The sequence below is a fragment of the Pseudomonas trivialis genome, assembly GCF_001439805.1.
GTDB classification, from domain to species: domain Bacteria; phylum Pseudomonadota; class Gammaproteobacteria; order Pseudomonadales; family Pseudomonadaceae; genus Aquipseudomonas; species Aquipseudomonas trivialis.
This window is the reverse complement of record NZ_JYLK01000013.1, coordinates 81,572-94,864: the sequence shown is the minus strand read 5'-3', so window position 1 is coordinate 94,864 and position 13,293 is coordinate 81,572. Positions and strand designations below refer to the sequence as shown.

General features: G+C 60.9%; 10 protein-coding genes. 2 read left to right on the top strand and 8 right to left on the bottom strand.

All coding sequences use genetic code 11. From position 1 onward, the window contains the following. Positions 1 to 262: 262 nt before the first annotated feature. Positions 263 to 1,588, top strand: coding sequence for a sigma-54 dependent transcriptional regulator (locus TU79_RS18440; RefSeq protein ID WP_057009330.1), 1,326 nt, complete (start codon positions 263 to 265; stop codon positions 1,586 to 1,588). Positions 1,589 to 1,720: 132 nt separating this feature from the next. Here the strand turns inward: TU79_RS18440 and TU79_RS18435 are convergent, their stop codons facing one another. From TU79_RS18435 to TU79_RS18405, 7 genes are all read right to left on the bottom strand, one after another. Further along, positions 1,721 to 3,031, bottom strand: coding sequence for a hypothetical protein (locus TU79_RS18435; protein WP_057009329.1), 1,311 nt, complete (start codon positions 3,029 to 3,031; stop codon positions 1,721 to 1,723). Between the two features lie 51 nt (positions 3,032 to 3,082). After that, positions 3,083 to 3,832, bottom strand: a complete 750-nt coding sequence (locus TU79_RS18430; RefSeq protein WP_057009328.1) for a hypothetical protein — start codon at positions 3,830 to 3,832, stop codon at positions 3,083 to 3,085. Positions 3,833 to 3,869: 37 nt separating this feature from the next. Next, on the bottom strand, positions 3,870 to 4,547 hold the full coding sequence (locus tag TU79_RS18425; RefSeq protein ID WP_057009327.1) for a C39 family peptidase: 678 nt from the start codon (positions 4,545 to 4,547) through the stop codon (positions 3,870 to 3,872). Between the two features lie 61 nt (positions 4,548 to 4,608). After that, positions 4,609 to 5,292, bottom strand: coding sequence for a hypothetical protein (locus TU79_RS18420; RefSeq protein WP_057009326.1), 684 nt, complete (start codon positions 5,290 to 5,292; stop codon positions 4,609 to 4,611). A gap of 67 nt (positions 5,293 to 5,359) precedes the next feature. Further along, positions 5,360 to 5,926 (bottom strand): hypothetical protein, encoded by a 567-nt coding sequence (locus TU79_RS18415; protein WP_057009325.1) that lies wholly within the window; start codon positions 5,924 to 5,926, stop codon positions 5,360 to 5,362. Continuing rightward, positions 5,923 to 6,378, bottom strand: coding sequence for a hypothetical protein (locus tag TU79_RS18410; protein WP_057009324.1), 456 nt, complete (start codon positions 6,376 to 6,378; stop codon positions 5,923 to 5,925). Before TU79_RS18410 ends, TU79_RS18415 begins: the two co-directional genes overlap by 4 nt. 319 nt (positions 6,379 to 6,697) lie before the next feature. Continuing rightward, a complete protein-coding gene (locus tag TU79_RS18405; protein WP_057009323.1) occupies positions 6,698 to 7,693 on the bottom strand; it encodes a FecR family protein in 996 nt (331 codons plus the stop codon). Between the two features lie 153 nt (positions 7,694 to 7,846). Between TU79_RS18405 and TU79_RS18400 the strand changes: the two genes are divergently transcribed. Continuing rightward, positions 7,847 to 8,116 carry a PepSY domain-containing protein gene (locus TU79_RS18400; protein WP_003236351.1) on the top strand — a complete coding sequence of 90 codons (270 nt, stop codon included), beginning with the start codon at positions 7,847 to 7,849 and terminating at the stop codon, positions 8,114 to 8,116. Between the two features lie 21 nt (positions 8,117 to 8,137). Here the strand turns inward: TU79_RS18400 and TU79_RS18395 are convergent, their stop codons facing one another. Next, complete coding sequence (locus tag TU79_RS18395; protein ID WP_057009322.1) at positions 8,138 to 13,276, bottom strand: dermonecrotic toxin domain-containing protein; 5,139 nt, start codon at positions 13,274 to 13,276, stop codon at positions 8,138 to 8,140. Positions 13,277 to 13,293: the final 17 nt, after the last annotated feature.

Genomic DNA, 13,293 nt, shown 5'->3' with positions numbered 1-13,293 from the left:
GTATGCCCATTCAAGTCAGCACCGGCGGTTGGGCTGACCGTGCGGTGGGTTACTTGTACTGATGCACGATGCCCGGGTACGGGTCACATACTGACGCAATTAATTTTCAACGCTTGATCTGCGGATGGAGAGGGTGGCTTTTTGCCCGCACTTATAGCGAAATGTTACATGGTGCTCGTCAATAAATTGATAGTGTGTGAGCCAGGCGTCCCAAATACTTGTTTATAAATAACTTTAACAATTTTGACGCCAAGGAATAGTCATGATTGTTACACCCGTCCCGCGACGCTTGCTTGTGGTTGACCCCTGTGATGATTGTCACGGCCTGCTGCCCGGCTTGCGCACCGCCGGCTGGGACGTGGACAGTTGCGCACTGGAAGCGGTGGGCGACCGTTCCTGTGATATCGGCTTGCTGCGTTTGCAGCCTTATCACCTGGAGCGCCCCGAGGCCGTCAAGGAACTGATCAGTCGCAGCGGCACCGAATGGATTGCCGTGCTCGACCAGGACGTACTGCGTCTGCAGAACGTCGGCGATTTTGTCTGCGAGTGGTTCTTCGACTTCCATACACTGCCGTTCGATGTCTCGCGGGTGCAGGTCATCCTCGGCCGTGCGTTCGGTATGGCGCGTCTGCGCGGCAAGGGCTACACGCCAGTGGATGGACCCGAGCACGAATTGCTCGGTGACAGTCGAGCAATCCGCGAGCTGCGCAAGTTGCTGTCGAAGTTGGCGCCCACCGAGTCTCCGGTGCTGATTCGCGGTGACAGCGGCACCGGCAAGGAACTGGTCGCCAAGACCCTGCACCGCCAATCCCAGCGCCACGCCAGGCCATTCGTGGCGATCAACTGCGGTGCCATCCCCGAACACCTGATCCAGTCCGAACTGTTCGGCCATGAAAAAGGAGCATTTACCGGCGCCCATCAGCGCAAGATCGGACGCATCGAAGCGGCGAATGGCGGCACCCTGTTTCTCGATGAGATCGGCGACCTGCCGATGGAACTGCAAGCGAACCTGCTGCGCTTTCTCCAGGAAAAACAGGTCGAGCGCGTCGGGGGCAGTCAGCCGATCCCGGTGGATGTGCGGGTGCTGGCGGCGACCCACGTCGACCTTGAAGCCGCGGTGGCCAAGGGCACTTTTCGCGAAGACCTGTATTACCGCCTGAATGTGCTGCAAGTGGCAACCGCGCCACTGCGCGAGCGGCATGGTGACGTCGCCATGCTGGCCAACCACTTTTCGCGCTTTTACAGCCAGGAAACCGGCCGCCGTCCGCGCAGCTTCAGCGAAGACGCACTGGTTGCCATGGGGCAGCATCCCTGGCCGGGAAACGTGCGCGAACTGGCCAACCGCGTACGCCGCGGTCTGGTGCTGGCCGAAGGGCGCCAGATCGAGGCCACCGACCTGGGCTTGCTGGGCAAGCGGGCCGTGTCGCCCCCCATGGCCACACTGGAAGACTACAAGCACCGCGCCGAACGCCAGGCGTTGTGCGACGTGCTCAACCGGCACAGCGACAACCTGAGCATCGCGGCCCGTGTGCTGGGCGTTTCCCGTCCCACGTTCTACCGGTTGCTGCACAAGCACCAGATCCGCTAGCACGACACCCTGAGGCTAGCGGGCTTGTCGCTGGTGAATGGGTTGTTGTGGCGAGCGGGCTTTTGTGGCAAGCCCGCTCGCCACAACAACCCATTCACCACAAAAGCCCGCACCCAAGGAGGCGTTGTACAGTCAGAAGTAATACGGAAATTTCAGGCTGAACGTAAAGTCCGGCGCATCGTCCGTCATCCCTATTGCGAGGTTCGGCACGATGGTCAGGTTGTCCGAGGCCGCAATGGTCATGCCCACGTTGAAATAGCCGGCGTTGGCATCGCTGGACACCACCGACTGCCAATCCTGCCCGCTTTGCTTGACCTTGCTTTTGCGCTGTATCACGTCGGACACCGAGAACGACATGCTCATCTTCTCGTTCAGCGCAAATGCCACGCCCACGCCGAACTGGAAGCTGTCGCCCAGCTGGATCTTGCCGGGGACTTTCTGGTTGACGTTGGGGCTGATGTCGCTGAACGAGTCCTCGAAGTTGTGGGTGTAGGACAGCGAACCGAACAGCACCGCCGGGTCGAAGGTCTTGACCAGCGAGAGGCCCGGCGTCACCGACCACACGCCGTTGCCGGTGGGCAGGCTTTCCGGGATGGCGAGGTTGTCGTTGCCCGGTTTCGGGATCAGCTTGATGCCGTACGGGTCTGCCCCGGTGGGGGCCTTGACCCGCACCGACACCACCGCATCGGGCAGGTGCGCGCTTTCGTCGAGGAACTTGTACGAGACGCCGGCATTGACGTCGCCGATAGTCGGGTCTCGGGTCACCGAGCCTTCCGACATGGCGGTGGAGCTGCCGCCGGCGCCGCCTGACTGGTAGGTGGATTCGCGGTACACCACCGGCACGTTCAGGTCGAACTGCCAGCGGTTGTCCAGGTTATAGCGCCCGGTCAGGTCCAGGGTCCAACTGTCGGACTTGATGCGGTCCAGGTTGATATTGCCGAGGAAGATCGAGTCCAGCGCGAGGAAGCCGTTGAGGGACAATTGGCGTGCATCGTAGCGCGCGTAGGTGATGCCGGTTTCCAGGCTGAACCTGCCGTTGCCGAAAAAGCCACTGGCTTCGTTGTACAGGTTGCTCACACTTTGCGCCGGGGCCGAGTCGTCCTTGAGGTTCTGCCCGTAGGAACTGCCGCCGCCCGCGCCGCCGGAGGCCGCTGCTGCACCCACGCCTGGCGTATGGCCGGCCACGGTGGTGCCGCCTTTCTGGAAGTCGGCAGGGGATTTGGCCAGGCGTTTGGGGGCGGGTGTGGCGGGTTGATCTTCTACTTGCCTTACACGTTGTTCCAGTACGGCCAGTGCTTTTTGCTGCACCTCATAGCGTTGCTTGAGTTCCAGCAGTTCCTGCTTCAGCGTTTCGATATCAGCGTCCGGTGCGGCATACAGCACGGAGGCGGGCAGGAGCGTACTCAAACAAACCACGGCACGTAACGATACAGATCGATGCATGAAATAAGCCGTCCCATTTTTGCTGCGAAAGTGTCGAAGGCTCAGCGTAGTTCAATAACCGGAGGGGCGAAGGCCCTTGAGTTGATCCAGATTGAGGTTCTGCGTGACGTTGTTGAAACCGTTGTTGCCCATGACCACATTGAGTTGGGTCAGGTTGCTGACCGCATTGCCGTTGCCTTGAATGACGGTGCCTTGCACCACATTGCCGGCGCCGATCTGCTGCACGACATTGCCCTGGTTGTTGCTGGCCTGGAGGGCCATTTGCAGCCCGCCATTATTGGCGCTCACCGTGACCTGGCCTGCCGCCGTGCCACCGGTAATCGGCTGGCCTGCCAGCAGCGCCTGTCCGGATTGCGCGTAGTTGGCCGGGGCCAGGCCGTTTTTGCTCACATTGATATCCACGCCGTTGGTGGCAGCGTTGCCATCCCCGGCCGCGCGCACGCTTTGCACCACGCCCTGGCCGCTGCCCAGGCCCGCGCCACCGACGACTGTGCCGGTGCCTTCAGGTTGCCTGCTCACGCCCGTGCCGTCGTTGCCGGATATCTGCACATAAAATTGCGGGGTGACGGTGGACGCATTGACCTGCATGGTCGCGCTGCCGGTCACCGTGGCACCGGCGGCGTTGGTCCAGGTGCTGCTCATGACGATGCCAAAGCTGACAATGCGCCCTGGCATCACATAGCGCCCGCGCAGGTCGGCCATTTCGGCATCCTTGAGTTCGATCGGCTTGAACGCCGAGGATGCATGCACCGGTGCAGAGGCGGCCAGGCAGATGACCGTCAACCAACGGAAAGTGTTCATCGTGTGCTCCTGGAGCGTCCTGCCCCTTATTGCGCTTCTAGAAGAAGTCGCTCTGGATAAAACCGAATTCCATCAATTCGCTGTCACGTACCGGGCTGAACGCGTTGAACTGGTTCCTGGCGGTCAGCGGCACGCGTGGGGTGAGCAGGGCGTTGGTCTTGTCGTAGCCTTCACCGATCACGGCGAACACGATGCCATTCCAGCCCTTGACGAAATCTTCCCTGGCGTAGCGTTTGTTGCCCAGCACCGGATCGCCGATGTACACCCAGTCGTTGTCGGCCCGCTGCAGCACCACAAAATGCTTGTAGCCGCGAATTTCCAGCAGGACCACCACCGGCACCTTTACGGTCATCAACACGTCAGGGGCGATGCGATAGCCCTTGGCGCGCATGTTGATGCTTTCCAGGTAGCGCTTCATGTCGAGCATCGAGAAACCCTGGGTGCGCACCAGATCCTGATCGGCGTTGACCAGCATGCCCTTGATGATGTGGTCTTCATCCACGTCCATCCAATAGGCCTGGCGCAGGATGGTCGCCAGCGCGGCGGCGCCGCAGCTGAAATCGGTTTTCTGTTCCACCAGGTTGGCGAACTTGCGCTCGCGGATGCTCTCGACCTTTTTGTACACCACCGCACCGTTGGGCATGACGACTGCCATTTGCCCCGCCCAGGTCGGGCCGGTGAGTGTGAGCAGAAGGAAAAAAACAACGCGGCGCATGATCAGGTGACCTGTTGGACGCTGGAATAAAAGGGGCCTTGTTGCCAAGGCCCGATCTGCATCAGAAGCGAGTGATTGCTACGTTGTTCTGACCCTGGTTGTTGCTGCCCGACAGCACGTTGGAGTTCGATACGCCGGAGCTGTAGTTCAGCGAATTGTTCACGCTCGCGTTGTTGGTGACCACCGATTTGGCGCCCCAGCCATGGCCGCTGCTCAGGTTCACGGTCAGGTTGCCCGACACATCCTGCACGCCGGACACAACGGCTGCGCCGCTGTCGCCATTGCCGGAGGCGATGGCAACGCTGTTGCTGCCCTGGTTGGAGGTGCCGGTGGCTGCGTTCAACTGAATCACGCCGGAAGCGTTGTTGCCGCTGCTGTTGAGCGAGGCATTGTTTTGCGAGCCGCCGTTGATGGCCAGGTTGCCGCCGTTGGATTGCGCGGTGCCGGTGCTGGCGAACACGAAGTCAGCATCGCCGGAAACGATGGCTACGTCGTTCTTGCCCTGGTTGTTGTCACCGCTCAGCACGTTGCCGTTGGCCACGCCGCTGATGTGGTTGTACGAGTCAGTGGTCGACGCGTTGTTTTCGGTTTTGTCGTTGAGTACGGTGTTGCCCTTGTTGTTCTGGCCGTCAACGGTGGTTGCGGCAGCGGTGGTAGGCGCGTGGTAACCGCCTGCCTGAGCTGCAACAGCCATGAGCGCAGCGAGAGCGAAAGCCAGTGGTTTGAGAGCTGTGGTGGTTTTCATGGTGTATCCCCTTGCTTCTAATTAGTGGTTTAAGTGTTGATACGGTCCAGCAGGCGACTCAGCTCCATCAGTTGAGTCGCACGTTCAGGGTGTTAGCCACTCGGTTCCCCACCCCGGCGCTCTGGTTGACCTGTACCACTCCACGGCTGCCGGTGAAGGCCTGATCGCTGGTAACGACCTGGCGGCTGCCAGTGGTAGAGGTCAAACCCGAGTCTGTTGCAAGCGCAACGGTCTGTTGCGACATGACGCTGTCGTCGATGCTTTGCGGGCCACTGGTAAAGCTGACGCGCACGGCATTGATCATCTGGTTCTGGGCCCCGGCCGACTGATTGACGCTCAGTGCACCGTTGCCATGGCTGAAAGCGTTGCCCTGAATCGCGGCGCTGGCACTCAGGGAGCGGTCGGCGGCGGCGCCGCTGATTTTTTGCGTGACGGAAAGCGTGGCCTGGGCGTTATGGCCCACGGCGATGGCGAGGTTATTGCTCAGCTGTTGCTGGTCGCCGGCGGCCTGGTTGATCGCGACCACGCCGTTGTATTGCTTGCCCGAGTTATCGATGCTGGCGTTGTTGCCGGTCGTGTCGGCCAGGGCTGCCGAGCAGCTCATCACGGCCAGGAGCATCCAGAGATGATTCATTTCATCGCTCCGCCGATCATGCCGCCCAGGTTGTTCAGCGGTGCGACGCCGCGTGAGACTGCGCCGTTGACCGTCCCGGAGATGCCACCACTGCCGCCGCCCTGGCCTGCTGCGCTGGCGGCGCCCAGGCTGTTGCCGGCACCGATGGCGTTCAAACCGTTCAAGTCGCCGTTGGGCATCACGCTGCGGGTAACGCTGGAACCGCTGCTGATACCGGCGATGTCGTGGTCGCTGAGTTCGTGGGAGACGGCGCGGAGTTGCCCGGTCGGGTTGGCATTGGCGGTGATGGGATAGGGGTCAATGCCGCGTGCACGGCCAATGGCATAAGGTTGCACCTGACGCTCGATCACGATCACTCCGTCATTCGCCGCCAGCACTGGCAGGCTCACGACGGCACTCAGTGCGCAGCCGATCAGCAGGAGGCTCAGTGAGCCAGGATTGTGTGTGTCCACGGTGGCAGTCCTTAGTCGTGGCGCTGACCCTAAACAGCGCTGACAGACGTAGAGCAGAAGGCGTGCCGCTTTTTATTTAATCTTTATATTCAAACGGTTGGCGCTTTTTGTGGGCAAAGTGATGGCCATGCTGTTTCAGGCTTGATACAGGACGCAGGTGATGACGCAGACCCGATCCCGCCTGCGGGCTGTCTCAGAAATGAAACACCACGCATGACGACACAGTGGATCCGCTGAGGACGGGCGGTTGCAGGCGGTGAGGTGTTTCAAAAATGGACACAGCGGGCCCAGGCGGGCCCGCGGTGGCGGCGCAAAAGGCTCAGCCCTTGGGTGCTTTTCGCGGAATGGAATTGAGTACGGGATTGCCATCCTGGTTCTGGGTCAGGTAGACCGGCAGCACCTTGGGCAGGGAGGGGATGAGGTTGTTGACCTCATTGATGTTGTAGATGCCACCAATGCGAATCGCCCCGGTGGGCGTGTCAGCCAGCATCACTGGCTTGCTCAGGTAGCGGTTGATCAGGGGCAGCGCATCGGCCAGAGCCAGATTGTCGAGCACCAGCTTGCCCTGGCGCCAGGCCAGCGCCGAGTCATCGGGGTTGATCGCGCGGACCCTGGGGGTTGCATCGCCGTGCTGGTAGCTGGCCTGCATTCCCGGGGTCAGTGGCACGCTGCCGTGCACCGTATCGCTGGAAATCTGCACCGAACCTTCGAGCAGCATCACCCGTACCTGGTCTTCATACTTCCACACGTTGAACTGAGTGCCCGTTACGCGCACCCGACCGTCGCCGGCCCGCACGATAAAAGGATGATCGCGGTCGTGGCTGACCTTGAAAAATGCCTCGCCTCTGTACAGGGTCAGTCGACGCTGATGCTTGTAATTGGCATAGACCAGCTGCGTGCCCAGGTTCATCTCCACCTGACTGCCGTCGCCCAGAGTGACTACGCGTGCGTCATCGGTTGTTTCGAAGCGTTCATAGGCGTTGGGCAGCCAGCCGGCTTCCCAGCCAGTGAAGGCGGCCAGAGGCAGGGCCACCAGACAAACTGCAGCAGCGATCGCATAGGTGCGCAACCGGTTGCGCGGCTTCAACGGCATTACGACAGGCTGGGGGGCAGGGCGGGGCAGGTGCTCGGCAACGTCCCAAATCTCCAGCATGGCCGCGTATTCAAAGGCATGCAGTGGATGAGCGTCATGCCAGCGCTGGAACGCGTCGCGCTCGGCGTCGGCGCAATCGGCCGCATGCAAGCGCATGCACCAATGCGCCGCGGCGTCGGTGATGGCGTCATATTCGGCTTCTGAAACGGAATTTTCGCTCATTGACTCATCCTGATTTCCCACATTCTAACCTCCCCGAGCGGACAGCGAGAACAGCATCATGGCGAATGCACATCAATTGGAACTTATTCTCGTTGGCGCGCACCTAAAAATCTCAGGACCTGAGTCTGTTTTTCCCACGATGGAGTAACCAATATGCTGAAGAAAACCCTCATCGCGCTGTGTGCAACCTCCGCCCTGCTGAGCGCAGGCGCTGCGCTGGCCGACAAGCCGGGCGCCGGCTGGATCCCGATTGAAAAAGCCATCGAAGTGGCCAAGACCAAGGCCGGCTATGTTGAAGTCTATGCAGCCGAAGCCGACGACAACGGCTACTGGGAAGTCAAAGGCCGCAAGTCTGACGGCGTCGTGTATGAAGCCCGTATCGACGGCGCTTCGGGTAACGTCCTGCGTGACCAGAAAGACTGATCAATCCCGCCGGGAGCCTGCTCAGGCTCCCGCATCCAACTCTCTGCCCAAGTGAGTGATCAAGTAGGTAATGGAGTCTGCATTGGCCAGGATGGTGTCGATGCGCTTGTCCACGTTACTCATGAACACTGACCGCGCATCCTGCAACGTCCGGGCACCGGTGGTACTCAGCACCTTGTCCTTGAGTGAAGTACTTGAACTGCTTTTGCCGAAATCTTCCCACTTCTGGCTGAATTCGTCCCACGTCCTGAACAGCATCGAGGCCGGCGTCAGCGTCGACAGCGCGGTTTCACGCAAGTCCGTCAGCGTGGTCTTGAGCTGCGTGGCGCCTTTGATGTTGACGTTGATCAAGTCCGGAAACGGTCGCATCGAGTCAAGGTAGGCCAGGTCTTCAGTGTCGGAGGTTATGTGGGTTATCTCGTGGATCAGGGTGGCCGCGCGTGCATGGGCGGCAATGTCGAACGGCGCGTTGAGACGGTTCTGATAGACGTCCAGCAGCGGGTCGAAAAAGCGGTCCATCAAGTAAATCCTGCGTTCTGCGTCGCCAGGCAGGATGAACGCGCAAGCATCCGCAGGGTTGTAACGGTCGGAGCCACTGACAAAACGCATCGAGTCGGGTGTGATCAGGCTGGGGTTGACCAGCTCATTGAGCACTTCGTCAATCCGGCGCTCGATCCGCCCCAGCTGGTCGGGGCTGAGGGTGCCGACGCCGAACATGTCGCCAAAAAACAAGCCGGATCGGCTCAACGGATCTCGTGAGGGGGCGAAGTGCAGAATGTTGCGTTTGCAGGTCACGGCGTAGTACGTGGCGACATTCAATGCTTCGTTGATACAGCGCGCCTTCCAACTCGACACGGCGCTGATTGCGCGCATGCCAATGGCCTCCACATTGATGCCATGCTGCTCGACAGTAGGAGGGTAGTAGCGATCGGCGAGGCGGGACAGGACCTTGCCATAGCGGGGGGTGTGTCGGTTCAGATCAAGCACCCATATGCCCTGGCTATTGCGTTGTATCCAGGGCCCGCGATCCTCGGTAGCACCCAGTCGCCAGTGCTCACCGGCTTTGCTCACGGCGTACACCTTGCCAGCGGCGGGTACAAAATCGCGCGCTCCGTACTTCTCTTTGTAGGTGTGGGTCTGCGCATTCATTTTCAGGGAGTCCAGCGCGACGTCCTGGCACTCGAACGTCTTCAAACGCGTGCGCGCAGGGGCCGTCACTTTATAAGTATCCAGAGTCATCGCTTTGGGTGGGGAGGCTGCTGGCCATTGTTCCAGCGCCGACGGTTGTTTGGCCGCAGGCATGTCCGGCAACAGCGTGTCCAGTTCATCGCGCAGCGAGGCCAGTTGGGCCACGCCGGCAATAAAAGTCTTGAGTGCCCGGGCCCAGCGATGCTCTTGCAGGTCCTGGGCTGAAGCCTCAAACAACGTGTAACTGCGCCACACCACCAGCGGGTAGGCGAGCTTGCCTGCCATAAATTCCAGGCTTTTGGGGATATCCTTGGTCAGCAGGCTGGTGAAAGCATCCCACTGCCGTTGCCCCGACGCGGTAAATTGGCAGTTCAGCATCCGGTTGAGCATCTCGCGGTTGTCGTCGAACAATCGATGCAGCAGGTTACCGTTGACAGGCGACGCGGCCAGACGAATTTCCGAGTTCGGCCGACGTAACAGATTGCGATAGGTCGTCTGGTGAGCGGGTAGCATCTGGCCGATTACCCACTCCTGCAGCGCGCCGGGAGACGTGAACTCATTCAGCAGTTCGCTTTCATTCTTGTACTCTTTCACTACATGCCGAGGGCTGTAGGGCGCGTACAGCACCAAGGGGTCGGCTGCCTCGGCACCGATCAGGTAGCAGCCCAGGGCCGCCACCACCGAGGCACCCTCGGTGGCGATCAGCTCCAGCGGCCGAACCAGGGCCTTCGCACCGCTGACGGCGGCACGGGCCACGGCATCAGGCATATCGAAGGCTTGCTGGATCAGGCGCCAGGCAGCATTCGACAGGCGTTCGTTGAGTTTTTGTTCGTGGGCGTACTGCAGCAGTTGCCAGGGCAACTGTCGGCAGAAGCGTCGGCGGCGTTCGCGGGTGTCGTCGGTTTTGCCGTTGAGGTGGGTGGCGAACAAGGTTTGGTAGAGGCTCTTCAAATCCATCTGCCGCACCAGTTGCACCACAGCGGCCCCGTCCAGCGTGGCAGGCAGACCGGTGGCAGAGCGCGATGCCAGCCGGATATCGCCGGCGCGCAACTGCGGCAGGTGGCGCATGGCAAAGTCCGTCAGGGTCTGGGTGTGGCCCTGCAGCTCGATGCGTGGCGTGATCAGCACGTGCTCCGGGTCTGTCGCGTGCTCGGGAAAGCGCGCCGCAAGCAGGGTTGTCAGGGTGCTCCTGACCTTTTCGCGCAGGGGCGTAATGCCGTGCAGATAGTCGCGTTCGTGCGGCGCGCTGAGGCGGTACTGTTCGAGCAGTTCGGCATGCAGACGCTGATCTGCCGGCGCCGCCATGCCCAGCCATACCGGCAAGGCCTGCTGGTTGACCAGGGCGCGGGCGATGTTGATGGCTCGGTCCAGGTTCGACGGCGGTGCGCGGCGGATCAACGCGTCCATGCAGTCCTGAAAGCGTCGCGCTTCCAGACCCATCGACAGCAGGTGATCGATCTCATCCAGCACGAAGCGGCTGTAGGTGGACTGGCGATTATTGATCAGATGATCATCGATACGCTGCCATTGGCCGAGAATGAACCGCTGGTGGGGCACACGCCTCGACGGCGGCAGATGCTCGACCAGCGCCCAGCGCTCACGCTCATCCTGCACGCGTTGTTCCAGGGTGTCGCGCAAGGTCTTGATCGAGACGAACCCTTCATAGCCACGGCCCGGCGTCCATAGTATGGCCGCACCGGAATGCTTGGGGTCAATGCCGCCGCGTTCGGTCAGTACAAAGCAGCTGGCCAGTGGATCGGTGCGGGTTCCGTCGCTCAGGCTCAGGCCGTAGGCGTCCGGAATAAACCCGTTCAGGCCATGCCGTGTCAGCCGGGTCATGCTCTCGTTGTTGAGCACACTGTCCAGCAAGGCGACGTGAGTGGGCCCCAGGGTCCGTGACAGACGTCTGAGGTGCGCTTCGCCGCTCAAGCCATCGAACAGACCCTGGGCCAGATGTGCCTTGTTATTGTCGATCAGCAGATGGGGGAGCGTGCGCAGGTCCTTGTCGACGAAGCCGCTCAGCACCTTGTCGATGACGGTATTGAAGCTGGCGACCGTCAGGTTGGACCATTTCAGTGCAACGCGTGCTTCAGGCTTGCCGTAAAACCCGCGCATCGCCGACTCGGTCAGCGCGTCAGCCTGCCGGGCCAGGCGCGCAATAAAATGCTCCACCATGCCCAGGGAGAGTTCAGGCACGCGTCTCTCGCGTTCTTCTGCCAAAGTGGGATAGGTATTGAGGTAGACGTCGTTGGCCTTGAGGTTCGTATGCCCCTTGGCCAGTTCCGCATCCAGCGCATGGGCGGCCAGATCGCGTAGCGTCACCTGTTTGCTGCGCTCCAGGGCCAGCGCATCATGTACCGCACCCATCCGTTTGAGCCGCAGCCTGGCTTTTTCGGCCAGTACCGTACTCGGTCGTCCGTTGCCACTGGTGACCGGATGCACGCTCCAGTGTCCGCCGGCGTCCTGCTCCATCAGGCGGCTGTCGAGCATGATGCGAATGTCCAGAGCGGTATCGAGCAGGGCGCCCAGGTTGATGCCGCCGGCGCTACGTCGATACAGGCCCAGCGCATGCTCCAGGTTGCTGAACTGTTTGGCGGCAATGTCCTTGATCATGTCCTGGAAGACATCGCCGGCGACGGGCTTGCCGGTAACTTGCACCTGATCCATGTCGATAAACACACTGCGCTCATCCAGCGACAGGAAGTTGAGCAGTTCATCTTCATGCCCGGCCGCCTTGAGCATGGCCTGCAGCGTGTCCTTGAGTTCCTCCACGTTCTTGAGCACCTGCAAGCCCCGCGATTGGGTATAGAGGTACGCGTGGGAGTTGCTGATCAGCAGGGTGCTGGCCAGTTCGACGTAATGTTGGTAAGGCGCATGAACCTGAACCTTTTCTATTTTCAAGGTGCCTGGATAGGCCCTGCGCGCGGCCTGGTCCGCGAGGAATACCGCATGCAGCGTCTGGCTTTCTTCAGTGCTCACGATCAGGTCCTGGCGCTTGAACAGCAAGTCGACGCGAAACTTGTCACTGATCACCCGTGCGAAAAACTGCAGGCGTGACTGACCTTCCCGGTAGTCTTCATGCCAGTAGGTCTGCAGCAGGCTGTGCAGCAAGGTCGACAGGGTGCCGCTGGTTTGCACGACCAGGCTGTCCCAGTCCTGCTGATCTTTGGCCCGTTGCTGTGCGCTACGTTGGCTGGCGTCGTGGCCGAGATTAGTAAACGTGCGGGTCTGGTCCTTTGGCCAGCCCTGCCTGACGTAAAACTGCAGCAGCGCCTCGCGCAGCGGCATGGAGGCACCCAGGCGATGTTCCTCATCGGTGGCGACCTTGCCGAGAAAATCCACCCACGTGTCGCTCTGGTCGAGGCTGGGAAAGTAACGCCGAGCCATGATGTTGAGCAGGGTGTCGAGCATCCAGCGCAGGGTGGGGAGCTTGCGCAACTGGTCGAGCATGGCGGCGACGTTTTTTTGCTGCGCGTCGAGAATGCCTTGGCGCTGGTCCGCCATCACCGCGCCGGGAATGGCGGCGGTGCTCACCGTCAATGGATCCTTGCCCGACAAGGCGTCGCGCTCATCGATGGCCAAAAACTGCAGCAGCTCTGCACGCTGGCCGGGTTGCTTCAAGCGTTCCTCCACGCCCTCGAGGAGGTCGGCACGGCTGTCGAATAACTCCAGGCCGCCACAGGGCGTAAAGAGCACGGCTTTAGCGTCGTCAGGTGTCGGGCTCATGATGAAGGTGCCGGCCAGCACTATCGCGGGCTTGTCGCTGAGATTGACCAGCAACCGTTCCACTTTCATCGGATAGCCGCGCGCTTCCTTGTTCTGGCGCGCCGCGTCCGTGGCGTAATAGAGGGTCAGCAGCCAATCCAGGTCCTTGATCGAAAACCCCAGGGCACGTTCACGCTCCGAGGGAGCCTTGCGACTGACGGGTCGTTGAAACTCATCGAAAAAGTAAGGCGGGTTCACGTGGGCCATGGCGCGTGTTCCATCTG